Here is a 25,283-nt window from a genome sequence, read left to right as displayed (position 1 = left end):
CCGGCGGGTCAAGGACAGCCAGCACCCACGGCATAGGACATCAGCACGATGTCCGACAGGTTGAGCATCTCATCGTGATTCAGATCCCCGGCCCAGTCGTAGTCTCCGGCCAGCATCATCGCGAAGAGCACGATGTCGGTCAGGTTGACAACGACATCCCCGTTGAGGTCGGGGCTGTTGAAGTGGACCGGCAGGCCGGGTCCGATCAGGGGCGATCCGGCCACGAAAACCAGTAGCTCATTGCCGGGCGCGTTCTGATGGCCGCAGTTGAAAGGACCGCTGAAAGTCGTCTGGCCATTCACGTCGGTACTGGCGTCTGCATTCATCCCCCCCATGCAGTACGCCAGCTCGCCGGCCATGTCCTCGAGCCAGAGATCCTCGTGAGGATACAAGTACACTGGGTCGCCATTCCCATCGACGAGGGTGAGGGTGATGGTCGCGTCCACGGTAGCGCCGCCGTCGACCGTGGCCCCGGTCATCGCGGGGCCGGAGCCGTCAGGCGCAACCATGAGGTAGCGAGGGACGGGACCGTCGGGTATCTGGGCGGTGCTCAGGGCGAGGTCGGGAATATTGGCAGCGGCGGTGGCGGCCAGCAGGACGAGCGGGGCGAGGAGGGCGATGGGTCGCATGATGAGCCTCCAGCTGGATGATGATCCGTGATGGCGCATGGCGACCATGGTCGCATGCTGCCAGTACTGTCATGATACCAGCTCCGGCGGCGACAGGGAACCCGGCCCTAGCGCAGCAACACCACGGGCCGCTCCATCATCGCGGCATCCACCCGCAGCAGCAGGCGATACACGCCCGCGGCGGCCCGCCGCCCCTGTCCGTCGCGACCGTCCCAGGCCAGGTCCAGGACCCCGGCCGGCACCGCCCCCCGGCTCAGCACGCGCACGCGGCTCCCGTCGAGGGCCACGATCTCGGCCCGGACGGTGGCCGGGCGCGCCAGGTCGAGTCGCCAGCCGGTCCGCGCGAAGAACGGGTTGGGACCGGCGGCGGCCAGCTGGATCCGGGTGCCGCCGGGATCGGAGGGAACGGAGGTGGGCAGCCCGGCGCACGCGCCGTCCACCAGCGATTCCGACGCGAGCGCGGCCAGGAACCGATCGCGCGCGGCCGCCTCGCCTTGGAGAGTCCACTCCAACCAGGGTCTGATCAGCGTCAGGGCGAGGTCCTGCTGGGTGGCCTCGTCGAGGTCGGGTGGTATGCAGCCCCCCTGGGCCATCAGGCATTCGTCGTCCGGAGCCGCGAACTGGCAGTGGTCGGCGCCGAGGAGGACGGCCAGGCAGCGTTGGGGCGCGGCCAGGCTGTCGTGGATCCGCTGGGCATGGTCCGTCGGGGGAGTGACGCAATCCAGATCGCCGACCACGGTCAGCGCGGGCACCGTCACCCGGGTGGCGGCCTTCACCACGCCCGCCGAGGGCCTTGCCTGGGGACCCAGTCCGATCACCGTCGCGGCGGCGGCATGATCGGCGGCCGCCAGGACGGCGGCGCCGCCGCCGAACGAATGGCCCACGAAGGCGACACGGTCGGCGACGCGACCGGTGAAGAGGTGTCCGGGCGCAGCTCCCATGTCCCGGACCCAGTCGGCGAGGAAGCCCATGTCCGCGGCGAAGGCCAGCATGTCCGTCACGAACAGATCGGGTTCGGTCCTGGGCATGGCGACGATGTAGCCATCGGCCACCAGGGCGGCGCAGAGATAGCGGTAGCGCTCCACCTCTGCGGCGGTGGCGTGGCCGATGACGACGACGGGGCAGGGACCAGCATCCGGCGCGAAGGGCGTGGCCTCGCCGGGCTGGGTGGCGGGATAGCAGACGAGGGCGGGCACCGGCCGGTCATCCCGCGCCTCATCGACGAGTTCGAGATGGAGCTCGCCCATGGCGGCCAGCGCCAGGGACGGAGCGAGGCAAGCGAACAGGACCAGCGTCCGGACGAGGATGTCCGGACGTGCCCCCATGGACTGGCTCTGTGCGGTGTTCTGGTCCAAATCGCCCACCCCTTGATACAGGAATGTGTATCAATAAAGACCGAAAACCGCGGCCGGGCCAGTCCATGGCGGACAGGGACGAGGACCGGAGCCGCTCACCCGTCCAGCCGCTTGACGAAGACCACCTTGTCGTCGTCCAGCGCGTAGAAGTCGGCGAATACCGCCCCCTCCGCGAAACCCTGGCGACGGTAGAAGGCGCGGGTGAGGCGGTAGAGCGGCCGGCCGCTGGTCTCGGCATAGAGCGCCACCCCGCCCCGGGCCCGGATCCGCTCCTCCACCATCTTCAGGATCCGGCCACCGAGACCGGCGCCTTGCTGCTCGGGATCCACGGCGATCCAGTACAGGTCCCAGCTCACGGTGGAGCAGGGGACGAGGCCGTAGCAGGCATAGCCGAGCAGTTCGTCACGGCGGTCGACGAACACGAACTCGTAGCCGCTGGCGGGACCGCGCGCTAGGCGCTCCTGCACCAGCTCGCCGGCGATGGCCACCTCGTCGTCGCGGAAGAATCCGGTGGCGGCCACCAGGGCGCGGACCGCCGATTCGTCCTCCGGCCGCGCCTCTTCGCGGAGCACGAGGTCACCCGGCCGGAGAATGGGGGATGTGGTCATGTCTGGAACGCTCCTCTGTGCAGCCCCTCGAGGAAGCTGCGCGCGTTGGTGCCGAGAGTCCGGGTGCGGTAGCCGCCCTCCTGGACCACCAGGACCGGTAGGCCCAGGGCCCCGACTCGCCGCCCATTCTCGTGGAAATCCTTCGCCCCCAGGGACCAGGTGCCGGTGGGATCGCCGCGCCCGGTATCCAGGCCGAGACAGACCACCAGGACCGCCGGCGCGAAGCGGCGGATGCGGGACAGCGCCTGGTCCAGGGCCTGGCGGTAGCCATCGCCGTCGAGCTGCTCGGGCAGGGGCAGGTTGAGATTGTAGCCGCGGCCCGCGCCCTCGCCCTGCTCATCGGAGAAGCCGGTGAAGTAGGGGTAGGCGAAACGCGGATGGCCGTGGATCGAGATCGTCAGCACGTCGTCGCGAGCATAGAAGATGTCCTGCTGGCCGTTGCCGTGGTGGTAGTCCAGATCGAGGATCGCCACGCGGCCTAGCCGCGCCAGTTCGTGAGCGGCCACCGCCGCGTTGTTGAAGTAGCAGAAACCGCCGAACACGCGGCGTTCGGCGTGGTGGCCCGGGGGGCGCACCAGCGCGTAGGCGAGGCGGCGGCCGCGTCTGATCTCGTCGGCGCCGGCCAGGGTGCAGTCCACGGCACGCCGCGCGGCCAGGAACGCGTTGCGGCTGAGCGGGGTGAAGGTGTCGATGCAGTAGTAGCCGGCGCGCAGGACGAGGTCGGTGGGCGGCCGGGTGGCGTTGCGCACGGGGAAGACGTAAGGGTAGACGGCCTGGTCGGCGGTGAGCGCCAGGCAGGTGCGGTGCAGGTAGGTGACGAAGTCGGAGTCGTGCACCTCGCGCACCGGATCGAGCGACCGCTGCCGCGGCTGCAGACGCTCGCAGAGGTCGGTCTGTTCGATCTCGGCGAGGATCCGGCGCACGCGCACCGGCGCCTCGACGTAGCCGCGGTCGTGGACGTGGTGAATGTCGTGCTGGTCGTTCACCAGCAGGGCGATGCGCTCGCCGATGGCAGGCTTGATGGCCGGCCGCGGTTCGGTGGGCTTGGTGTAGCGCGGCGCCCGCAACTGCACCGGGTCGTCCCGGAACGAGCGGACCACCTCGTTCACGTAGGCCGGTGGACAGAGGTGGGCGTACTTCCGCTCGAGGATGGCGCGGACCACTTCGCGCACGTAGCGCCGGCGCAGATTCTCGGGCTTCTCGAGGGGATCGGCCACCAGGACGGGCATGACGCCGGCGTCGGGAGCGTAGGGAAGCGTGTAATCGTTGCCCTCGATCGGGCGGGCGCCGAAGGTCTCGTAGAAGCGCAACCGGGCACGATTGAGGGCCAGTTCGGCCTTGTCCAGTCCTGTTGTGGGATCATCGGGCATGCACTCGTAGAAGATGGCGCGGGCACCGAGCGCCAGCGATTCCTCGCGGGTGCGCTGGTAGAGCGCGCCGCCGATGCCGCGGCTGGTGAGCTTGGCGCGCGCGGCGATGTAGTCGAGATAGACCGCGTGCAGGCGCGGTTCGTGCAGCAGGAATGCGCAGCCCTGCACCACGCCGTCGCGCGGCTCGGCCACCATGAGGATGGCCTGGAACCGTCCGGTCAGGGGGTCGCGCAGCTTGCCGGCGATGCCCGCGAACTCGCCGACGGGCGCGTCGGGGAACTGCTCGCGCAGGATCTCGGTCACCTGGGCGAGGGCGTCGCGGTTGACGGGCAGGACGTCGTCGGGAACGCGTCGGACACGGAACATGGCGCTACCTCGCCACCGACGCCGGCGGCCGCGAGACCGCGACGATGCGCTCGATGGCCCGCTCGAACGGGAGTGACGCCTGCGCCAGCGCCGCGGCGTAGCCCGCGTCGGGCGAGAGGCACGGGTTGACGTTGACCTCCAGCACCCAGGGCCGGCCATGTTCGTCCACCCGCACGTCGACCCGCGCCCAGCCGCGCAGGCCCAGCAGCGTCCAGCAGTCGCGGGCCAGCCGCGAGAGCGTCGCCAGCAGCGGGGTATCCGTCAGGGGCAGGTCGAAAGTGCGCACGGTGTGGCCGTACTCGAAGGACTCGGGATCCCACTTGGCGGCGTAGCCCACGATGCGCGGCTTGTGGTCGGGATAGTCCTCGAACAGCATCTCCGCCGGGGGCAGGAGTTCCACGCTGCCGGGGGCCTCGAGCAGGCCCAGGTTGAACTCGCGGCCTTCGATGTACGCCTCGGCGAACCATGGCGCACCGGGCCGGCCGGCGCGGTCGGCGAGGTGCCGCAGCACCACGTCGGCATCGCCTTCGACCACGGCGTCGTCGCCCATGCCGAGCGAGGCGTCCTCCCAGATCGACTTGATGATCCAGCGCTCCTGGGGACGCCGCGAACCGCCGCGGGCCAGGCCCGCTGACTCGCGGCCCGTCACCAGCCAGTCGGGCGTGGCCAGGCCCGCCCGCCGCAGGATCCCCTTGGCCAGCAGCTTGTGCGACGTCAGCATGATCGCCTCGGCTGGGCAGCCGGCGTACGCGATGCCGAGCGCGTCGAGCAGGCCCGGTACCAGGTGGATGAGCCGACCATGCTCGCCGAGGCTCTCCACCAGGTTGAAGACCAGGTCGGGGCGGTCGGCGGCCAGCCGCGCGGCCAGGTCCTGCAGATCGAGATCGCAATCGGCGATACGGACCTCGTGGCCGAGCTGCCGCAGCGCCGCGGCCACCGCCTCCGCCTGCACCAGCACGTCCTGCGCGTCAGGCCCCGCTTGCGGCGAGATGCGGTTGTGCAACACCCAGGTCTTCACGGCCGGTCACCTCCTCCACGCGCTCGCTGGCCGAGGCCACGATGCGCGCCATCAGGTCGTCGTAGGCCATGCCCATCGCGGTGCAGATCATCGGCAGGTCGGAATGCTCGGGATGCAGGCCGGCCAGGGGATTGAGCTCCATGATCTGGGGTACCCCGTCCTGGTCGGCGCGCAGGTCGATGCGACCGGCGTCGCGGCAGCCCAGCAGCCTCCAGGCGGCCAGCGCCAGCGACTCCGACACCAGGACCAGCGGATCGTCGTTGGCGACCGGACGGTAGGTCACCAGGTCCTCGCAGCGTTCCTTGTTCTCGTAGCCGTAGGCGCCGGGCTCGGCCCCCTCGCGCAGCACCACCTCGAGCGTGCCGAGCACCTCCGCCCTGGCTCCGGTGCCGGCGATGCCCACGGTGAACTCGCGGCCCGAGAGGTAGCGCTCCACCAGCACCGGCTGCTGGTAGCGCTCGAGCAGCAGGGCGCAGCGCCGCTGCAGTTCGTCGGGCGTGTCGAGCACCGACCGACCGTCGATCCCCTTGCCCGTGCCCTCGGCGACCGGCTTGGCGAACAGCGGGAACGGCAGCTGGCAGTCCGCGAGGTCGGACAGGGTCTCGACCACCAGGAAGTCCGGAGTCGGCAGGCCGCCGTCGCGCAGCACCCGCTTGGTCAAGCCCTTGTGCAGGCTGAGCGCCATGACCAGGGGATCGCTGAAGGTGTAGGGGATGTGGTAGACGTCGAGGATGCACGGGATCTGCGCTTCGCGCCCGACCCCGCGCAGACCCTCGGCGATGTTGAAGACCAGGTCCCAGCGGTCGCCCGCCACCAGGCGCTGCATGAGCTGGCGCGCATGGCCGATCCGATCGGTCGTGTGGCCGAGGCGCTGCAGGGAACCCTCGATGGCCTCGATGGTGGAGAGGCGGTCGAACTCCGCGGTCTCCTCCTCGCTGTAGCCCATGGCGAGGTACTCGTCGCGCAGGTCGTAGCAGAGGCCGATCTTCATCGCGCCACCTCCAGGTCGAACTCGGGGTCGGGATAGCGGAACACCTCGCCGGTGTAGCTGCGCAGCAACAGGTCGTCGCCGTCGCGGCCGGCCAGGTAATCGGGCTGCAGCGGGATCTTGCCGCCGCCGCCGGGAGCGTCGATGACGTAGGTGGGCACGGCGTAGCCGGTGGTCCAGCCGCGCAGGCCGCGGATGATCTCCAGCCCGCGGGCCACGCTTGTCCGGAAGTGGGCCGAGCCCGAGATGGGGTCGCACTGGTAGAGGTAGTAGGGGCGCACACGCATCATGAGCAACCGGTGCATGAGCTGCTTCATGACCGCGACATCGTCGTTCACCCCGCGCAATAGCACGGTCTGCGAACCGAGCGGGATGCCCGCGTCGGCCAGACGGCGGCAGGCCCGAACCGCCTCGGGCGTGCACTCGTCCGGGTGGGTGAAGTGGATGCTGAGGAACAGCGGATGATGCTTGCGCAGCATCCGCACGAGCTCCGGCGTGATGCGCTGGGGCAGCACGCTGGGCACCTTGGTGCCCATGCGCACGAACTGGACGTGCGGGATGCGGCGCAGCTCGCCCAGGATCCAGTCGAGCTTGTCGTCAGCCAGGGTCAAGGGGTCGCCGCCCGAGAGCAGCACGTCGCGGATCTCGGGGTGGCTGCGGATGTAGTCGAGGCCCGCCTGGAGGCGTTGGCGGTCGGGGCGCAGTTCGCCCTGGCCCACCACGCGCGAGCGCGTGCAGTAGCGGCAGAAGGTGGAGCAGTAGTCGTGCACCAGGAAGAGTACGCGGTCGGGATAGCGGTGCACCACGCCCTCGACCGGACTGTGGCCGTCCTCGCCGAGGGGGTCGTCGGCCTCGCCGTAGGTGCGCAGGAACTCCGACTGTACGGGGATCACGGTGCGCCGTAGCGCCTGCTGCGCATCGTCGGGATCGACCAGGCTCATGTAGTAGGGCGTCACGGCGAACGGCAGCAGCGAGCCGCCTTGGGTCAGGGCGCGTCGCTCCTCGTCGGCGAGCGAGACCATGCGCTCGAGCTGCTCGAGGGTGCGGATCCGGTGGCGCAGCTGCCAGCGCCAGTCGTGCCACTCGGCATCGGTGGCGTCGGCGAAGTGGCGACGCCGGAAGGCCCGGGTGAGCGCACCGATCCGGGGCGGCCTGGTAGACAGGAAGTAAGGGGGTAACGGGGGTTCGGCGGGATGCGGTTCGGGCACCTCGTCAGATCGTTGGCCGGACCGGACCGGAGGTTCGTCGGCTTGATCCGACGTCACCTCCTGCGCGAAAAAAGGCGGAAGAGAACGCACCGCAACGGCACGAGCAGCGAGAGGACCCATTGGCATCGGTCCACCTCCACATCTTGAAGAACTCAGGGCCCGCCCTGCGCGAGGGCTCCGGATCTACGGCTGGCGGCTCGCGCGAGAGCGGTCCAGCGGGCCACCCCCGCCGGTGCCTGCCGACAATCGTCGAAAGCCCCGCCGCCCGGGCGAGGCCCGGCCGGGTTCTTCCGTGGTGGCGCCGTGAATCTAGGTCTAATTCCCCAGCTGTCAACTTGGAAACGAAAGGGGGCTCAGAAATTTACCCGGGCAGGAAAAGACCGGCCGAGAATCGTGGGGGGGAATCGATCCAGGTTTGAGGCCCAGGGTCCCGGGTGCGGCCCGGTCGCCGAGTCCTCGCAGACGTGACGACCGGGCCGGAATGGGGCATCAGAGCGGATTACTTCAGGAGTGTCAGGCGCCGGCACTCGGCCTGGCCACCAGCCTCCAGCCGGTAGACGTAGGTCCCCGAGGCGACCATGCGCCCCGCCAAGTTCCGTCCGTGCCAGACCGCCTCGTGCGGTCCCGCCGACTGCTCCACCCCGCCGGCCAGCTCGTAAACCAGCCGCCCCGACAGATCGTAGATCCGCAGGGTGACCCGGGCCGACCGGGTCAGGCGATAGGCGATGGTGGTGGCTGGGTTGAATGGGTTCGGGTGGTTGCCCAGGCTGGCCACGGTCGCGCGGTCGACATCAGGCACCGCCGTGGGCCCGCCGCCTGTCTCCAGCGGCCTGTCGACCACCGACTCCGGGATCCACTTATGCGCCAGGAGATCGGAGTAGAACAGGTTGTTGACGCCGTAGTTCAGGCTGTAGGCCTCGTAGCCCAGCATGGTCAGGTAGGCCGCCACCTGGGACGTGTGCTGGCCGGTCCAGCCGTAGACCACCACCGGCTGGTCGGTCGGGAGATAGCCGAGCATCTCGTCGATCCCCAGGCTCTGGTACGGCGTGAACTGGAAGGCGCCCGGGATGTGGCCGGGAACGCCGCTGGTCCCCTGGCCCAGGTAGTCGTCCTGCCCGAAGTAGTTGATGATGAAGTAGTCGTCCAGGTTGTCCTCGATGTTCGTGAAATAGGTGCCCCGGAACCCGGAGGCCAGCATCTGGGCCACGCGCTCCTCGACGATGGTCTCCGGATCACCCTCCAGGACGGGAAACTCCTGCTCCACCAGGTTCCCGTTCTGGTCCTCGACCTCGACGACGGCCAGGTTGTCCGCGCAGTGGCTGTTCCAGGGCCCGGACAGCGAGGAGTGCCACGCCGCCATGCCGAAGAGCAGGCTGTGGACCTGGTCGTAACCCATCAGCTCCATGGCGATCTTGGCGTGGCCGGAGGACTGGCCGCTGTAGCAGGCCAGGACGTAGGGCTTGTCGTTGGGGATCGTGGTGGCCAGGTCGTCGAGCAGGGTCGACAGCGAGCTGTGGTAGGCCCCCGGGATGTGGCCGGCCTCGTAGGCCATGGTGGTCCGCAGGTCGATCACGGTGTAGTCGTCGAGGTTGTCGTGGAGCGAGGCGGCGCTGACGAGGCCCGGGCACTGGGTGTTATCGTTGAGGTAGGCGCTCCCCGCCGCGGCCATGGCCACGAAGGCCTCACTGGGATCACGGTCGGCACCGGTCGCCGTGAGCGGCGCGGCCGCTGCCAGCGCCAGGCTGAGGACCAGGATCGAGAATCGTTGATGCTTCGGCATGGTGAACCCTTCTCCCTCAGGGGTGTGTGAGGACGCCGCCGGTCGGCGCCGGTCAGGATCAGCGGTAGAGCGCGCGCACGGCGCTCCAGGTCTTCAACTCCACGGTCACCGGACCGGGTTCCAGACCGTCCAACGTGAGCAGGTAGTCGGGCGCGGGGCTCGCGCTGGGGCCGAGGACGCGCGCGGGGCGGGTGGCGTCCAGGATCTGGGCGGCGGCTGGCAGCGCCAGAGCCACGATGAACAGGGCGAGCAGGATCCTCACGAGCGTCCCTCCAGGCGTTCGAGGTCCGGCATTGAACTTGGCCTTGAAGGGTACCATATCCAGGAGGCCGTGGGGAAGCCTCAGGCCGGCAGCACCACGTACCTGAGCACGCAGATGCAGTGCAGCGCCGTCCCGCCAAGGACGAAGAGGTGCCACAGCGCGTGGTGGTAAGGGAACGCCCGCCACGCGTAGAACACGGCCCCCGCGCTGTAGGACACTCCGCCGAGCAAGAGCAGCCACAACGCCGCCGCCGGCAATTCCGCCATGAGCGGCTTGACCGCGATGGCCACCAGCCAGCCCAGCGCCAGGTAGAAGATCAGCGAGAGCCGCTTCCAGGGCCGGCGCAGCACCACCTCGTAGAGGATGCCCAGGATCGCCAGGCCCCAGCCGATCCCGAACAGCGTCCAGCCCCAGCCGCCACCCAGGACGTTGAGGCATAACGGGGTGTAGGTGCCGGCGATGAGCAAGTAGATCGCGCCGTGGTCGAGCAGCTTGAACACTGTCTTGGCCCGGCCCTCGGTCAGCGCGTGGTAGAGGGTGGACGAGGCGTAGAGCGCCACCATGGTGGCGCCGAAGATGCTGACGCCCACCACCAACCGTGCCGACCCGCGCTGGGCGGCCAGGACCACCATCACCACCAGGCAGGCCACGCTGAGGAGCGTGCCCAGGCCGTGGGTGATGGCGTGGGCGATCTCCTCGCCGGTGGAGAAGCGATCGTGACGGAAGGCGCCGCGCATGTGGGGATCCTCTGAGTATGGGAACTCGTCGCTCGGTCGGCGATCATAGGAGCTGGTCGTGTCCGGCGCAACAGACGTTGCACTGACGCTTGCCTCCGCCGTCGGTCCATCGTTCAATCACCTGTATGTCCGGCCTGCTGCGACCCATCACCACCTGCCATAACTGCGGCGCCGAGGCCGGCCGCGACCTCTGCCCTGAATGCGGACAGGAATCGCCATGACCGACCGCCTCCTGGCCGACCTGCTCGTGGTCCTCCACCTGCTGTTCATCGCCTTCGTGATCTTCGGCGGCCTGACCGTGCTCTACCGGCGCTGGCTGATCTGGGTCCACCTTCCGGCCGCCCTGTGGGGCCTCCTGATCGAGGCCACGGGCTGGATCTGCCCCCTGACCCCGCTGGAGAACAGGTTGCGCCTCTCCGCAGGGCAGCAGGGCTACCATGGCGGTTTCGTGGAGCATTACATCCTGCCGGTGGTCTACCCCGGAGGCCTGACCAGGACCGGCCAGTGGGTGATCGGCGGACTCGTGCTGGCGGTCAACATCGCGATCTATGTCCTGGTCGTCCGCCGCCTCAGGACCCGCGTCTGAGACCTGCTCATCGGCGAGGGCGACCAGCCATGGCCCAGGGGCCCCGCCGGAGACCAGGCCTCGCTGGCGATCCGGCGTCCGGCGCGCTCAACGGAACAGCGTCTTGACCCGTCCCCAGCTACGGGCCTTGGTGCCAACGATGAAGTGCAGGTAGTCCAGGTCGTCGATGTAGGCCGCGCCGTCCACCCAGTCCACGATCTCGATGCGGTCGAAGGCGTCGCCGCTGATGAGACCGGCGAACTTGAAGGTGCCGCAGCCGCCGCAGTCGCTCGAGACGAACACCACCTGGTCACCCAGGTAACCGGTGATCCGCACGGCACCGGGGAAGTTCACCGCCACCGCATGGACCGGCATGGCGAAGTCGACGCGGATGCCGCCGTGGCCACAGAGCAGCATGCCGTCGTGCGAGGCCTCGTAGCGGAAGGTCTCGTCGTCGCCATCGGTGTAGATGGCCCCCAGGGCCAGGTACTGGTCGGTGACGATGGTGCCGGCGGACAGCTCGCCGTAGGCGTTCGCCACGCACTCGCCGTCGGTGGCCACCTCCCAGGCCTCCTGGCTGGTGAACTCGGTGATGGTGGGCAGGCGGACCGGGCTGGGCGTTGCGAAGACGAGGCCGCTGTTGGTCACGGGGTCGGCCAGCGACGGCCAGGGGATCAGGCCCATGGCCACGACGATCAAGACGCTCCTGAACCTTGTCATGGTGATTCTCCTCCGCTGGATCTCGATGAGATCGCCCCCCGAACCATCGGCAACCGGAAGTTCCGGAGCCGACCATGGCAGTGTAGTGCATCCAGAGAAAATTGTCTGTCATTTTGCTGCAATACAAAGGAAGCCGGCCTTTCGCGGGAAAGGCCGGCTTCCCGGATCGTTCGGGATGGTCCGCTAGAAGCGCTTCCACCGCCTGGCTTCGTCCCCGCCGTCGTCGGCCGGCACCAGGTGCTCGCCGCCGCCCGAGTAGGGCGCGCCCATGGCCTCCAGCTCGGCCACCAGCGCCGGGATGTCGGTCTCGGCGATGCGGTCGATCCGCGGCTGCACCGTGGCGAACTCCAGCGCGGCCGCGCGGATGTTGGCGCGCTGCGTGGCGGTGGGGCCCATGGTGGTGGCGCTGAGCGACCAGCGCACGCGCCCCACGCGTTCGCGCACGGCCGTGGGCGTGGCCTCGTTGCGGCTGGCGACGGTCTGGTCGCCGTCGAGGATGATGCCCACGTCCAGCAGCTCGTTCTCCAGGGCCGCGATCCGGTCCAGATGCTCGGTCGAGGCGACCGCGGCGGCCGCCACGCGCAGGTAGCCGAGCCGCTCGCGCGCCTGCCGCCACCGCCGCGTGGCGCCCTCCACCTGTCGGGTCAGCTCCTGCACCTCCAGCTCGAAGGCCAGCTTGGCCTCCTGGTCGCCGGCCAAGGGATTGAGCCCCAGGTCGCGCACCTCGAACGCCATCGGCCCGGCGAGCAGCGTCTCGGCGCCCTGCACCCGGCGGTGCAGCTCCACGGTGTAGGTGCCGGCCACCGCCAGCGGGCCGTCCGACAGCTTCTCCCACGGCGACTCCTCGGTGGCGTCGGCGCCGTCCACCGGGCCCAGGCCCGGCCAGCGCAGGTTCCAGTCGGCGCGGTGGATGCCGCCGCCGGTGGACCCGTTGACCCGGCGGACCACGTTGCCCGCGGCATCGCGGATCGTGAGCAGGATCTGCGGCATCTCCTCGCGCTCCTCGGCACGCAGGTCGTCCCAGGCTGGGTAGTAGACCGGCTCGTCGTTCTCGGCCTTCTCCTGCTCGGCCTGCTGGCGCTGCGCTTCCAGCGTCTCGAGGCCGTCCTTCAGGTACCAGGTGAAGACCGCGCCGTAGGGCGGATTCTCGGCCGACCAGTCCTGACCGCCGTCGCTGCCGGGATTCAGGCGGCTCTGGATGTACCGCAGCGCCGGCTTGACGGGGAAGAGGATGGCGTCCTGCTCGAGCTGCTTTTCGGTGAGGCCGCGCAGCGGGGTGTAGTCGTCGAGGACGTAGAAGCCGCGGCCGAAGGTGGCGATGACGATGTCGTTCTCGCGTCGCTGCAGCTCGAGATCGGGCACCTTGATGGTGGGCAGGCCGCTCGACAGCTCGAGCCAGGTCTCGCCGTCGCGGGTGAAGAACACCGAGAACTCGGTGCCCACGAACAACAGGTCGGGGTCGACGTGGTCCTGGCGGATGGAGAACGCGGTGCCGCGCTCGGGCAAATCGCCGGTGATGGACGACCACGACTTGCCGTAGTCGCGGCTCACGTAGACGTACGGCTTCAGGTCGTTCCGCTTGCGGTTGTCCAGGGTGGCGTAGACCACGCCCTTCTCGTGCAGGCTCGCGGTGAGATCGTGGACGTAGCTGCCCTTCGGGGCCTTGCCCACCTGGTCGGTGCGCGTCCAGGTCCGGCCGCCGTCGCGGGTGACCTGGACCAGGCCGTCGTCGGTGCCCACGTAGAGCACGCCCTCCTCGAGGGGCGACTCGTCCAGCGACACGATGGTGCCGTAGAACGAGGTCGATCGGTTCTTGGCCACGGTGTCGATGCTCCAGACCTTGCCCATGACCTCGAGCCGGTTGCGGTCGACCCCGGTGGTCAGATCGCCCGAGATCTTCGTCCACGAGTCGCCGCGGTCGTCGCTGCGGAAGAGCTTGTTGGCGCCGAAGTAGAGGCGCGCGGGGTCGTGAGGGCTGATCAGGAGCGCCGAGTCCCAGTTCCACTTGAGGACTTCGCCCGGTTCGGCCTGGGGCTTGATGTCGAGGCGCTCGCCGGTGGTGCGGTCGAAGCGCACCAGGTTGCCGTGCTGCCACTGGCTGTAGACGATGTCGGGGTTGCCGGGCTCGATGGCGGGCTCGAAGCCGTCGCCGCCCAGGGTGACGAACCAGTCCGCGGTGACGATGCCCTGGCGGCTCAGGGTGCGCGACGGGCCACCCTGGGTGTTGTTGTCCTGGGTGCCGCCGTAGACGTTGTAGAACGGCTGGTCGTCGTCCACCGCCACCCGGTAGTACTGGGTGACCGGTAGGTTCTCCATGAAGCGCCACTGCTCGCCGCGGTCGAAGGTCTCGTAGAGGCCGCCGTCCGAGCCCACGAGCAGGTGGTCGGGGTCGTCGGGGTCGACCCAGAACGCGTGGTCGTCCACGTGCTTGCCCTCGAGCGGCACGCGCGACCAGGTGCGGCCGCCGTCCTCGGTGCGCTGGAAGTAGGTGTCCAGGCTGTAGACGCGGTCCGAGTCGTGGGGATCGACGTAGATCTCCTGGTAGTACTGCGGGCTGGTGGAGACGTAATCGCTCATGCGGCGCCAGTTCTCGCCGGCGTCGGTGGAGCGGTAGAAGCCGCCCTCGTCGCCCACGGCCTCGACGATGGCGTAGATGGTGTCGGGGTCCTTCGGCGCCAGCGCCAGGCCGATGCGGCCCTTGTCGCCGCCGGGCAGGCCCTTGTCGATCTCGCGCCAGGTCGCGCCGCCGTCGGTGGTCTTGTGGACACCGCTCTCGGGGCCGCCGTTGATCAGGGTCCAGGTGTGGCGGCGGCGCTGGTAGCTGGCGGCGTAGAGCACGTCGGGGTCGCGCGGGTCCATCTCGATGGAGACCACGCCGGTGTCCTCGCTGATGTCCAGGATCTTGATCCAGGTCGCGCCGCCGTCGGTGGTCTTGTAGAGGCCGCGGTCGCCGCCGGGGCCCCAGACCGAGCCCATGGCGGCCACGTAGACGATGTCGCCGTCGGCGGGATGGACGATGATCTCACCGATGTGCATGGATTCGGCGAGGCCCATGTTGGTCCAGCTCTGCCCGCCGTCCAGCGACTTGTAGATCCCGTCGCCGTAGCTCACCGAGCGCTGGCTGTTGTTCTCGCCGGTGCCCACCCAGACCACGTTGGGGTCGGTGGGGTCGATGGCGAGACAGCCGATGGAGTAGCTGCCCTCGTCGTCGAAGATGGGCGCGAAGGTGATCCCCGCGTTCCGCGTCTCCCAGACGTTGCCGCTGCAGACGGCCACGTACCAGTGCGCCTTGTCGCGCGGATCGACGGCGACGTCGCCGATGCGGCCGGACATCAGGGCGGGGCCCAGCGCACGCCATGAAAGGCCGCTGAAGGTGCCGGCCGACCACTTCGATTCCTCGGCGTCGTCATCCTTGGCGAGGGACGGCAAGCCGACGAGCAGGACGAGCATGGCCAGGACGGCCACCGGAAGCGGGAAGCGTTTCACGGGATCTCCTTTGCACTGCAGTGAGGCGAGGGGACCTGGCAAGGGTAGCCGGGGCGGCGTCCGGGGGCAAGGTCTGGAGGATCAGCCGTGTCGCCGGGAGCGCGAGGTGGCGCCGGCATGATCGCCGAGCGGCCGGCCCGTCTCGGCGGCGGCCTGCTCGGCCGCAGCCCGGCGGCGCCGTCGCAACCCGGGCTCGAGCCACAGGTAGAACCCGCTGACCACGAAGAACACCACGCCCAGCGCCACCGCCAGCATGACCCAGTTCTTGAACCAGTCGCCGATGAAGCTGCCGTCGTGGAGCTGCTCGATGAGGTCGCTGCGCCGGGTGGCCACCGAGAGGACCTCGCCCGTGATCAGATCCACCTGGATCTCGGCGTTGTGATGGGCCGAGCGCACCTTGGCCACGCGCTTGCCGGGGCGGACGTCGATGCGGTCGATATCGGCCGGATTCTGGAAATCCGGGTGCCCCTGGGCCAGGGCCACCTCCATCACCCTGGTCAGGGAGATGAACCCGGTATGGTCGCCGGCCGCACCCTTCACGGTGGGCGGCTGGAGCCAGGCGACGTTCTTCTTCTGGATCAGCAGGATGCCGGTGCCGGCCACCAGCAGCAGCAGCGCGGCCAGGACGATGCCGAGCCACTTGTGCCAGGTATGCATGGTGCGGTAGGACAAGCCGGAGCCTCCGGAGGCGAAGGGACCGGTCAAAGGTAGGAAAAACGGCGGGGCGAGGCCAATTCCGCGACACGGCCGACGCCCCGCCATGACGAAGGCGGGCTAATCCTCGCCGTCCGCCTCGGCCTCGTCCTCGGCCTCGGGAGCCGTCTCGGCCTGCCAGTCGGTGTCGGCCACCGGCTCGATGACCTGGGATCTGGCGCTCGCCCCCGCGATCCGCACGACCTTCTCCTCGTAGAAATGCACGTCCCGCTGGGGGAACGGGATCGAGATGCCCTCCGCGTCGAAGCGCATCTTCACGGCGCGCGTCACGTCCCAGTGTACCTCCCAGTAGTCCTCGGTCTTGACCCAGGGCCGCACCACGAAGTCCACCGACGAATCGTTCAGCGTGTGCAGCCGGACCACGGGCTCGGGATCGTCGAGGACCCGCTCGTTGGTCGCCAGGATGTCGTTGAGCACGGCCTCGGCCTTGGCGATGTCGTCGCTGTAGGAGATGCCGAAGACCAGATCCACGCGGCGGATCTTCTGGTCGGTGACGTTCTTGATGACGTCGCCCCAGATCTTGCTGTTGGGCACCACCAGCTTCTGGTTGTCCACCGTCAGGATGCTGGTGGACACCAGGCTCATGTTCTCGACCTTGCCGAACGCGCCGGCGATGTCCACCAGGTCGCCCACGTCGTAGGGCCGGTAGATGAGGATCATCATGCCGGCGGCGAGGTTGGAGAGGCTGTCCTGCATGGCGAAGCCGATGATAAAGCCTACCACGCCGAAACCGGCGAGCAAGGGGCCGAGGCTGATGCCGAGCTGCGACAGGGCGATCATCAGCGCCAGCGCCATCATCACGTTGTAGGACGAGGTGACGATCATCTGCCGCAGGAGCTGGGACAGGTTCAACTTGCTCCGGACCAGGGCCTTCGCCACCGCCTTCCGCACGAGTCGCGCGAGTAAGCGCCCGACGAAGAGGATGGCCAGGATCACCAGCAGCTTGACCAGGAGTCGGGGGCCATTCTCCACGAGCCAGGCGATGAATGCCTGCCAGGCCCGGCCGACCAGGCCGGCGGTGACCCTGGCATCCAGCAGTCCGGAGGCGAAGTCCTGGGTGATGGTGACCAGCTGGGCCCGGTATTCGGTTGTGTTGAGCCCCATGGCGTCCATGAGCGCGAGGACCGTCTGCAGGCTGGCCGTGTCGCGGGTGATGCTCTTCTCCACGGCGATGGAGAGCGCCGTCGCATCGGCGTCGCCCGGGCTCTCCTTGAGGCGACGGGTCAGCTCGTCCGCCCGCACCAGATCGAGCTTCAGACGCCCCGAGAGGTTGTCGGCCCGGGACTCGAGGAGCTGGGAATACATCGCTCGTGCCGACGACGTGTCCTGGTCCAGGGCGGCCAATTTCTCCAGATGGGTCCGGGCCAGCGCCAGGATCGCATCCAGGCGTCGCGTGGTGCGCCCGATGCGGTCCTCCAGCGCCGATCGCTCGGCGGGAGCCACCGTCTGTCGCTGCGCCCGCTCGGTGTCGACCTTGCGGTCGAGTTCCTCGATGAGCTGCCAGACCTGCGGTGTGATCAGCGAGTACGCGGCGACCACGCGCTCCCGTAGTACGGCCTGGCTTTCGTTCTCCTCCAGTTCGAGGAGGGCGTCGGAGAGGTCGTGGACATCGGCCATGGCCTTCTCGCGCCGGTCGAACAGCTGGAGGTTGAGGACCAGGCTGTCCTCGCGGCTGGCCGCGATCAGTTGCTCCTGGTACTGTCCGATGGCGACGATGTCGGCCTGGATGCTGGCCAGAAGACTCGAGGCGCGCTGTCCCACCTGCGCGGGCGACATCTCGTCGAAGAGTTCACGGGCGCTCGGCTGCTCGTCCTGGGCCGCCGCGCCGGCGGCCAGGGTGAGGATGGATGCCACGAGCAAGGCCAGGGTCGGGCAGGGGCGCATGGTCGATCTCCTTGGCTCGGCAAACGGTGGAGTCGCGTTATTCGACGGAGGCGATGGCCGGGTCGTCCTCCCGCAGCGAGTCGCCCAGCCAGGCCTCGATCAGCTTGTAACCGATGGACAGGATCACCGCCCCGAGGAACAGGCCGACGAGACCCGCGGTCATCATGCCGCCGATGGCGCCGATGAGGATGATGAGCATGGGCACGGCGACGCCGCGACCGAGGAACAGGGGCTTCAATATGCCGTCCGAACCGCTCACCAGCAGGCTCCAGGCCAGGAAGACCACCGCCACGACGGTGCTGTCGTTGGCCGAGAACACGTACGCCGCGATGGGGCCCAGGATCAGGATCGGCGGCAGCTGGATGATGGCCACCACCAGGACCAGGAAAGCCCAGAATCCCGGGGCCGCCACCCCTGCGAACACGAGCCCCACGGCCGCCAAGAGAGACTGGATGATGGCCACCAGCAGCACGCCCTTGACGACGCTGCGGATGGTGCCGATGGAGACATCCACCAGCTCCCGCCCCTTCTCCCCACCCATCCGGTCGGCGAAGGCGTAGGCCACCCGGCCGCCGCCGATGGCGTTGATCATGAACACGCCGGCGATGATCAGCGCCAAGATCGTCTGTACCACGGCCCCGCCGAGGGAGGCCACACCGTCGACCAGCTTGTCGCCGAAGGCCCGTAGCTGATCGGAATGGTTGGCGATGGCGACCTCCAGATCGGCCGCCGCCTGGGACCAGGACTCGTACAACCGTGCGCCCACGACCGGCCACTCCTGCACGTTGGCCGAGGGTGCCGGCACCTTCAGGGTGCCTTCCTGCAGCCCGGTCCCGAGCTTGCTGGCCCCGGCGATGACCGAATCGGTGAGCCAGACCATGGGCGCCAGGACCAGGATCAGACTCACCACGATGAAGATGATGCCGGCCAGCCTGTCGCGTCCGCCCAGGAGCTCCTTGAACTTGACGAAGGCCGGGTAGACGGCCACGGCGATGATCAATCCCCAGAGCAGGGGCAGGAAGAACGGTGTCACGATCTTCGAACACCACAGGACGATGAGAGCGACGAAGGCGAGGCGCAGGGCCACGTCCAGTGCCCTGTCCATGTGCCCCGTGTGGGCGGTCGGATCGTTGCCAGGACTCATGACGATCCCTCGCTTCTGCTGGCGGTGAGCTGATGGCCGGATCCCGCGGGATGAGCTGGTGGACATACTAGACCGAAGCTGAATTGGATGGCAAAGACAAAGAGGATGCCAGCCAGAGGGTGAGGGTCCGACCAGGCGGACGGGGGCGGGTCCTCGCGCTACAACCGCACGGACAGGCTGAACAGCCCGTAACGATCGGCCCCCTGCTGCCCCGCGAACTCACGCGACCGCGCCACCCACACATAGCTGAGCCGCAGACCTTGCCAGTAGAGATCGGCACCCGCCTGCAGATCCAGTACGAGCGGTCGGCGGTCGAGCGTGGGGGTCTCGTGGAAGAGGCTGCCGTCGAAGAAGATGTTGTGCAGAACCACCCGGGCCTCGGCCCCCGCATGGAGCGCCCAGCCCCAGGCACGATTGGGTGCGAAGTACTCGCTGCCCGCAACGCCAGGCCGGACGCGCGGAGTGCCGAAGCTGGCCTTCAGGTCGCGACCGACCCGGGCGCGCAGTCCGTAGGCGCCATACACGTGCGCCGTGCCGGCACCGATGGACACGTGTGGCAACATGTCCCAATCCACGGCGCCCTCGGCGCCAGTCTGCCGCCAGGTCCGTTCCCAGTAGAGCTGCAGCACCGGTTCGTTGGGCAGCTGGTTGCCCCATCCCTGCGGGTCCGGCGAGCCGATCACCCGGTGCACCCAGCGCTGCACCGCCTCGCCGCCGGCCGCCGGTCCGATGACCCCGAGCGAGAGGTCCAGCGACTCGAGCACCTCGTCCGACACCGCCGTCAGTCCGAACACGCCCGAGAGCCACGCGGCGTAGGGCCAGTCGCCGGGCACGGGCTCCGTGGTCTTGATGTCCTCGGGAGTGAAGAAGCTGTGGCCCACCGCCAGATGCAGGTGCGTATGGCCGGCGGCGGGATAGCCGGGCAGACCGCGACGGAGTCGGTCGGCCCAGTCCGGGACCCGGTCGGGAGCCGACAGCCAGGAGACGAGCATGCCGTTGGTGTAGTGTCGGTCGGTGCCCAGACCGGCGAAGATGTCATTCTCCCACTGGAGGTTGAGGGTGCCGGCATCGCCGGCGAAAGCCGTGGCGGCGACGAGCAGCATGGCAATGGCCGGCAGCAGACGCATCCTCAGCCCTTCCCCGACCCGGCGTCGGGCGCGAGGCCCGCCAGCACCTCCAGCACCGCGCTGTCCTCGCTCAGGTCGGGAACCCAGGCCGCGGACTCGTCCAGGTCCTCCCGGCGCAATCCCATGGCTCCCGTCCCCAGGAACGGCAGGCCGACCGCGCGCGCCGCCGCGTGATCGTGCACCGTGTCGCCCAGCACCACCAGCGATTCCGAGCCGGCCAGCGCCACGGCCGTGCGCAGCAGCTGTTCGCGATCGCGACCGTGGTCGCCGAAGGCCAGCGGGCCGTCGAAGATCGCCCGGTCGATCCCGGCCTGGGCAAGCTTGTAGAGCGCGAAGAACGCCAGGTTGCCCGTGCCGATGCCCAGCCGCCAGCCGGCCTCGCGAAGCGCTTCCAGGATCGCCGGCACACCCGGCAGGCAACGGTAGATGGGTTCACCGCCGGTCGGTCCAGGGGCGAAGACCGCCTCGGCCCGGGCGCAGACCGCGCGCCAGGTAGGTCCGTCGATCCGGGCGGCGGGCTGGTGGATTCGCAGGGCGCGTTCGGCGATCTGCCAGTCGGTGAGGCCGTGCTCGAGGCCCTGGACGAAGTCCACCTGGGGACAGTCGCAGACCTCGGTCAGCGCGCGGTTGATGGCGGCCCGCTTGGGCGCCACGGTGCCGGGAGGATCGGGGCGATCCTTCACCAGCAGCGTGCCGTCGAGATCGCAGAGGACGATGGCCACGGCGCTACTCCTGGTCGAAGATCCGGACCCAGTCGCGTGCCATGCTCACCTCGTACGCCGCCGGGTGATCGCTGCAGAGCGCGGCGATGCGCGTGGTGCCGCGGTCATAGGCGTACTCGCGCCCGGCATCGTCGTGGTGGATCCAGAGCGCCAGCGAGCGGTGCGGACCGCTCACAGACCAGCGGCACATGGGCGCGTCGTTGTTGCTGTTTCCCGCGGCGAAGATGGGCTGCCGGCCGATGCGCAGCTCGATGTTGGCCGGCTTGTGCTGGTGGCCGTTGTAGACCTGCTCGGCGCCGCGGACCATGGTCATCGTGCCGCCCTCGTCGCTGTAGACCGGCGGCGTCCACGAGCCGATCACGCGCTCGGGAGGCACGCCGAAGGTCTCCTCGAGATAGGCGCGCACGAAGTCCTGGGCGCCCCCGGTCACCACCCACACCTGAAACCGGTGTTCCTCGAGCAGCACCTTGAGTTCACGCATGGGCACGTAGTAGAGGTCGGTATGCAGGACCCCGAACCGCGGGTGCCGGGTGCGCGCGAGGTAGGCGCGAGCCGAATCGCGGTAAGCGGTCACCGGCAGGCCGGCGAAGGCGGCATTCATCTGTCGATAGGCCTCGTTCCAGCCGAATTCGCGGAGCGCGTCGCGATCATCCGCGAGCCAGGCGCGGAACGGCATGGCGGTGCCGTCGACCTTGCCGGCCTCCACCTGGCGGCGCAGCAGGTGCACCTGGAACTCGGTGGGCGCGTAACCGGGACGCTCGCACCAGGACGTGCCGTCGTTGTCGAGGACGGCCACGCGCTCGGCCACCGGCACGAAGTCCGGGTCGGCGGGATCGGCGACCCTGGCCACGAAGTCGAGGATGGCGGCCTTGACCGGAGTGTCGCGCCAGCTCGGCAAGGGGTCGGCGGTGCTCTCGGCGGCGATCACGAGGAGCAGGCAGGCGAGCAGCAGGCGGGGGCGGGACATGCGGGGCCTCCGGGTCGGGGTCGGGATCATGCCACTAGTTAAGGTCCTCGCCGTAGGAATTCAATGGGCAACTGCGGGCATGATCAGCGGCGATCAGCCCGGAATCGCAGTATCTTGAGCGGTCCCATGAGCTTCTATACCGAATTCGCTGCTCAATACGAGCAGATCTTTCCTTTCCGCTCCCCGGTTCGCGACTTCCTCGTCGCGAACCTGCCCCCGCGTGGTCGCATCCTCGACCTGGGTTGCGGCCCAGGCCACTACTGCGGTGCGCTGGCCGCCCTGGATTTCGAGATGATCGGCCTGGATCTGGACGAGGCCATGGTCCGTGCTGCCCGCGACCGCTACAGCCGCGCCTGTTTCGCCGTCTGCGACGCCACCGAGATCGCCGTCCTGCTCGACCAGGCCGACGGCGCCTACTGCATCGGCAACGTCCTGCCCCACCTCCCGCCCGGCGACCTCGAGGCCTTCCTCCACGACCTCGCCGCCATCCTCCCGGACGGCGCCCCCTGGCTCGCTCAGACCGTGAACTACGACCGCCTGCTCCCCCTGACCGAACCGTACGTCTTCCCCGACCTCGACGCCGGCCAGGGCCTGGTCTTCCGCCGACGCTACGAGCTGGGCCGCGATGGTTGCCTGCGGTTCATCACGGCGCTGGTGAACGGCGCCGCCACCGTGTTCGAGGGGGAGGAGAAGCTCTGGCCGCTGACCAGCGGCGAACTGGCCGCCCATCACCGCGCCGCGGGATTCCGGCTGGTCAGGCAGCACGGAGGATTTTCCGGGGAGGCCTATCTGGCCGACGCGTCCCCCGGCATGGTGCAGGTCTACGCCCGCAGCTAGGCCATCCGCTCCCCGCAGCGGGGACAGGGCCGCGCCGCGGGCCACGGGGTCAGTCCGCCCGCCTCGCACAGCGGGCACTTGAAGGCCACCGCATGCCAGCGATCGATGGGGATGCCGAACTCGGTCTCCCCGGGCACCAACCGCGACACCACCACATCCACCACCGACTGGCACGACCGGCAGACCTGGGTCTTGAACTTGGCCTCGTGGTCGCGCTCGGCGCCGCCGAGGACCTGGGCCTCGTAACCGCATCCGGTGCAACGGAAGAGCGTGGTTTCCATGAATGGGGCCTCGCGGCGACGGGTGACGTTGATGACGGACGGCCAGGATCAATCTAGCGACGGACTCCGACACGGCAAGGGCTGGCGAAGCCCCACGCTTGTGCTGATCTTTCTCAGACTGTCAGACCATGATTGACTTCACCGCGGAGGAGCCACCCATGTCCTTCACCGAAGCCCAGCAGCGGACCTGGACCAAGCTGTACGGCATGCTGGAGCCAAGGATCGAGAAATACGCCTGCCGGGAATACCTCGACGGATTCGCCGGCCTCGCCATGGCGCGCGACCACATCCCCACGGTCGAGGAGCTGAACGCCAAGATCAAGCCCGCCACGGGCTGGCAGGTGGTCCGCACCTCGGTGCGTTACAGCGACGCCGTGGAGTGGTACAAGAACTTCGTCAAGAAGTGCTTCCTGATCACCGACTACATCCGCGAGGAATCGGAACTCGAGTTCACCCCCGAACCCGACATGTTCCACGACGTCTTCGGCCACCTGCCCTTCCTCATGGACCAGCCCTACGCCGACCTCGAGGAGATCTACGCTCCAACGTTCCTGCGCGTCGGCGACGACGATCGCGAGAAGGTCAAGCGCCTGGCCTGGTATTCCACCGAGTTCGGCATGATCCGCGAGAACGGCGAGATGAAGGTCTTCGGCGCGGGTCTGCTCAGCTCGGCGGGCGAGATGGACCGCGTGGCCGCCGGCGAGGTGCCCATCCAGGAATTCGTCTGCGAGGACGTGGTCGAGCACGCCAAGTCGGTGTGGGAGTTCAACTCGGTGCTCTTCGTGGCGGACAGCGTCGAGGCCTACCACCGGGAATTGAAGCGGTACTTCGACGCGATGCCGGACCGGGAGAGCTAGGCCCGGCGGTAGGAAAAACCAAGGGCCGGGGAGATCCCTCCGGCCCTGTCCGCTCCGTACCTGACCTCACCGTTCCAGCGCGCCCAGGTCCACTCCGCCGCCTCGGGGTCGTGCCGTCCCCTCCATATCCACCACCGGCGCCAGATCCAACGTCCCCGCGTCGAGCGCCGGTCCGCCCTGCCGAGGCCGATAATCACTGGCCTGCAGGTTCTCGAACACGGTCGGGTCCACGGTCAGCAGGTTATGGTCCTCGCGCACGCCAAAGCCGAGGGTGATTCGCGGCATGATGTTGTTGCGGATCAGGCAATCGCTACTGGGTCGGCCGTCCTTGTGGTCGTCGATCCGGATGACGGGATGGCCGTCCCGGTCCTGGATCAGATCGATCACGGTGTTGTTCACGACGCGGCAATCCCGCGCACCCAGCATGATGATGCCGGTCCAGTCGTCGGTCATGATCAGGTTGTTCTCGACGACCCAGTCGACGTAGAAGCCGTCGAAGCAACCGATCCCCTGCAGCACGCCGCGATAGGGCTGATCGGGGTCGGTGTAGCCGATGATCACGTTGCCGCGCAGTACCACGCGCTCCCGCGGGTGCTGGTCGTCCGCGGCCCACGACTGGAAGCCATCGTCGTGGTTGTCGTTGACGGCGTAGCAGTTGCGCACGGTGTTGGTCTCGAAGAGCTGATCGTTCCCCAGTCCGCGCATGCCATCGCCACTGAAGTTCTCCACCAGGTTGTCCACGGCGAGCATGTAGTCGCCCCACATGCCGAGTCCGTGGTCCACGTTGCGGATGGTGTTGCCGCGCAGCGCGATGTGGTCGCCGCCGGCGATGATGCCATTGGCCGCGCGCGCATTCCAGTCGTCGGCGGTCCATCCGGCGATATCGACCACGCTCTCGAGCACGCACTCATTGACGCTCACGTACCGGCACGGGCCGCGATAGCTGTGGTCAGGGAGCTCCAGCAGCGTGTCGCCCAGCTCGTCGCTCTTTTCGGCGCGAATTGTCAAACCCCGGATCACCAGCCTCTCCACGCCGAGTAGCTGGAGGCGCTGCAGGACCGGCTCGGCTCCGGGAGCAGCCTCGATGATCAGGTAATCCGGGTTGTGGGCGTCGATGAGGCGGCAATCGCCATGGTCGCCGTCGTTCAGGACGAGACGGTCGCCGGGGGCTATGGGGGCGTCGGGATTGGCCAGCCGCAGTTCCACGCCCTGGACATACGGATATTCCACCGGTTCCCAGCGCTGGACGAGGTCGGCGGCCAGGACCTCGGCGAGGCCGGGCAGCGGGGCCGAAGGCGTGCCCGGATTGGCCAGGTCGCCGGCATGCGGGTCCAGATAGAAGGTGGTGCCGTCCCGTGATTGGATATCCTGGTCCCAGGAGACCCAGCTCGGATAGGCGATCTGAGGCGCCTCGGGAGGGTCGGGTGGATCGGGCGTTTCCTGATCGGTGATCCTTTCCGGAGCCAGGAGGGTATCCTGCTCAGCGCAGGCGCCTAGGGTCGCGCAGATCAGGCAAAGTGCCAGCAATTTCCAGGTCGAATGTTGCATCGTGAGGTCTCCTGGGTCCTGAAACCGGCGTTTTCGCCAGGCCCATCGTTATGGGCCAGAACGTTGCAATCACCATTCCAGAGACCGCGACCCAACCCGTTGAGACCCGT

Annotated in this window: 23 protein-coding genes; 3 read left to right on the top strand and 20 right to left on the bottom strand. The window is 68.5% G+C overall.

Annotation, left to right across the window (positions count from 1 at the left end):
* Positions 1-8: 8 nt before the first annotated feature.
* From IFSED24_RS17505 to trhA, 10 genes are all read right to left on the bottom strand, one after another.
* Positions 9-629: a hypothetical protein gene (locus tag IFSED24_RS17505; RefSeq protein ID WP_491332773.1), complete on the bottom strand. Its 621-nt coding sequence runs from the start codon at positions 627-629 to the stop codon at positions 9-11.
* Positions 630-736: 107 nt separating this feature from the next.
* Complete coding sequence (locus tag IFSED24_RS17500) at positions 737-1,954, bottom strand: poly(ethylene terephthalate) hydrolase family protein (protein WP_491332772.1); 1,218 nt, start codon at positions 1,952-1,954, stop codon at positions 737-739.
* A 125-nt stretch (positions 1,955-2,079) separates the two neighbouring features.
* On the bottom strand, positions 2,080-2,592 hold the full coding sequence (locus IFSED24_RS17495; RefSeq protein WP_491332771.1) for a GNAT family N-acetyltransferase: 513 nt from the start codon (positions 2,590-2,592) through the stop codon (positions 2,080-2,082).
* On the bottom strand, positions 2,589-4,328 hold the full coding sequence (locus tag IFSED24_RS17490) for an acetylpolyamine amidohydrolase (protein WP_491332770.1): 1,740 nt from the start codon (positions 4,326-4,328) through the stop codon (positions 2,589-2,591). Before IFSED24_RS17490 ends, IFSED24_RS17495 begins: the two co-directional genes overlap by 4 nt.
* Before the next feature lie 4 nt (positions 4,329-4,332).
* Positions 4,333-5,346, bottom strand: coding sequence for a D-alanine--D-alanine ligase family protein (locus tag IFSED24_RS17485; protein ID WP_491332769.1), 1,014 nt, complete (start codon positions 5,344-5,346; stop codon positions 4,333-4,335).
* Entirely contained in the window at positions 5,297-6,337 is a 1,041-nt protein-coding gene (locus tag IFSED24_RS17480) for a D-alanine--D-alanine ligase family protein (RefSeq protein ID WP_491332768.1), read from the bottom strand. Before IFSED24_RS17480 ends, IFSED24_RS17485 begins: the two co-directional genes overlap by 50 nt.
* Positions 6,334-7,542, bottom strand: a complete 1,209-nt coding sequence (locus IFSED24_RS17475; RefSeq protein ID WP_491332767.1) for a KamA family radical SAM protein — start codon at positions 7,540-7,542, stop codon at positions 6,334-6,336. The genes IFSED24_RS17480 and IFSED24_RS17475 overlap by 4 nt, the downstream gene beginning before the upstream one ends.
* Positions 7,543-8,041: 499 nt before the next feature.
* Positions 8,042-9,322, bottom strand: coding sequence for a rhodanese-like domain-containing protein (locus IFSED24_RS17470; RefSeq protein WP_491332766.1), 1,281 nt, complete (start codon positions 9,320-9,322; stop codon positions 8,042-8,044).
* 58 nt (positions 9,323-9,380) lie between these two features.
* The gene (locus IFSED24_RS17465; protein WP_491332765.1) at positions 9,381-9,584 is read right to left on the bottom strand and encodes a hypothetical protein; all 204 of its coding nucleotides are present in this window, start codon (positions 9,582-9,584) and stop codon (positions 9,381-9,383) included.
* 80 nt (positions 9,585-9,664) lie between these two features.
* Positions 9,665-10,321 carry a PAQR family membrane homeostasis protein TrhA gene (gene trhA / locus IFSED24_RS17460; RefSeq protein ID WP_491332764.1) on the bottom strand — a complete coding sequence of 219 codons (657 nt, stop codon included), beginning with the start codon at positions 10,319-10,321 and terminating at the stop codon, positions 9,665-9,667.
* Positions 10,322-10,538: 217 nt separating this feature from the next.
* Between trhA and IFSED24_RS17455 the strand changes: the two genes are divergently transcribed.
* On the top strand, positions 10,539-10,907 hold the full coding sequence (locus tag IFSED24_RS17455; protein ID WP_491332763.1) for a DUF2784 domain-containing protein: 369 nt from the start codon (positions 10,539-10,541) through the stop codon (positions 10,905-10,907).
* 87 nt (positions 10,908-10,994) lie between these two features.
* On the opposite strand, the gene IFSED24_RS17450 is transcribed toward IFSED24_RS17455, so the two are convergent.
* The 8 genes from IFSED24_RS17450 to IFSED24_RS17415 all read right to left on the bottom strand — a co-directional run bounded on the left by IFSED24_RS17450 (position 10,995) and on the right by IFSED24_RS17415 (position 21,650).
* Positions 10,995-11,606, bottom strand: coding sequence for a hypothetical protein (locus IFSED24_RS17450; protein ID WP_491332762.1), 612 nt, complete (start codon positions 11,604-11,606; stop codon positions 10,995-10,997).
* 183 nt (positions 11,607-11,789) lie between these two features.
* Complete coding sequence (locus IFSED24_RS17445; protein ID WP_491332761.1) at positions 11,790-15,092, bottom strand: WD40/YVTN/BNR-like repeat-containing protein; 3,303 nt, start codon at positions 15,090-15,092, stop codon at positions 11,790-11,792.
* Positions 15,093-15,173: 81 nt separating this feature from the next.
* Positions 15,174-15,764: a PepSY domain-containing protein gene (locus IFSED24_RS17440; RefSeq protein ID WP_491332760.1), complete on the bottom strand. Its 591-nt coding sequence runs from the start codon at positions 15,762-15,764 to the stop codon at positions 15,174-15,176.
* A 102-nt stretch (positions 15,765-15,866) separates the two neighbouring features.
* The gene (locus tag IFSED24_RS17435) at positions 15,867-17,690 is read right to left on the bottom strand and encodes a mechanosensitive ion channel domain-containing protein (RefSeq protein ID WP_491332759.1); all 1,824 of its coding nucleotides are present in this window, start codon (positions 17,688-17,690) and stop codon (positions 15,867-15,869) included.
* A 37-nt stretch (positions 17,691-17,727) separates the two neighbouring features.
* Positions 17,728-18,834 (bottom strand): AI-2E family transporter, encoded by a 1,107-nt coding sequence (locus IFSED24_RS17430; protein ID WP_491332758.1) that lies wholly within the window; start codon positions 18,832-18,834, stop codon positions 17,728-17,730.
* Between the two features lie 158 nt (positions 18,835-18,992).
* Positions 18,993-19,961 (bottom strand): lipid A deacylase LpxR family protein, encoded by a 969-nt coding sequence (locus tag IFSED24_RS17425; RefSeq protein ID WP_491332757.1) that lies wholly within the window; start codon positions 19,959-19,961, stop codon positions 18,993-18,995.
* A gap of 2 nt (positions 19,962-19,963) precedes the next feature.
* Complete coding sequence (locus tag IFSED24_RS17420) at positions 19,964-20,683, bottom strand: HAD family hydrolase (protein WP_491332756.1); 720 nt, start codon at positions 20,681-20,683, stop codon at positions 19,964-19,966.
* 4 nt (positions 20,684-20,687) lie between these two features.
* Positions 20,688-21,650, bottom strand: coding sequence for a haloacid dehalogenase-like hydrolase (locus IFSED24_RS17415; protein ID WP_491332755.1), 963 nt, complete (start codon positions 21,648-21,650; stop codon positions 20,688-20,690).
* 126 nt (positions 21,651-21,776) lie between these two features.
* Here IFSED24_RS17415 and IFSED24_RS17410 point away from each other — a divergent pair, with 126 nt between their 5' ends.
* Positions 21,777-22,487 (top strand): class I SAM-dependent methyltransferase, encoded by a 711-nt coding sequence (locus tag IFSED24_RS17410; RefSeq protein ID WP_491332754.1) that lies wholly within the window; start codon positions 21,777-21,779, stop codon positions 22,485-22,487.
* Here IFSED24_RS17410 and IFSED24_RS17405 read toward each other — a convergent pair.
* Positions 22,484-22,768, bottom strand: a complete 285-nt coding sequence (locus IFSED24_RS17405; protein WP_491332753.1) for a hypothetical protein — start codon at positions 22,766-22,768, stop codon at positions 22,484-22,486. The two genes, IFSED24_RS17410 and IFSED24_RS17405, sit on opposite strands and share 4 nt — an antisense overlap.
* Positions 22,769-22,926: 158 nt before the next feature.
* Here IFSED24_RS17405 and IFSED24_RS17400 point away from each other — a divergent pair, with 158 nt between their 5' ends.
* A complete protein-coding gene (locus tag IFSED24_RS17400; RefSeq protein WP_491332752.1) occupies positions 22,927-23,625 on the top strand; it encodes a hypothetical protein in 699 nt (232 codons plus the stop codon).
* Positions 23,626-23,691: 66 nt separating this feature from the next.
* Here IFSED24_RS17400 and IFSED24_RS17395 read toward each other — a convergent pair whose 3' ends face one another.
* A complete protein-coding gene (locus tag IFSED24_RS17395) occupies positions 23,692-25,173 on the bottom strand; it encodes a choice-of-anchor Q domain-containing protein (protein ID WP_491332751.1) in 1,482 nt (493 codons plus the stop codon).
* Positions 25,174-25,283 lie beyond the last annotated feature (110 nt).

Source organism: Candidatus Latescibacter sp. IFSED24, from assembly GCF_058273205.1.
The sequence above is the reverse complement of the archived record's forward strand: the minus strand, read 5'-3'. Positions and strand labels throughout refer to the sequence as shown.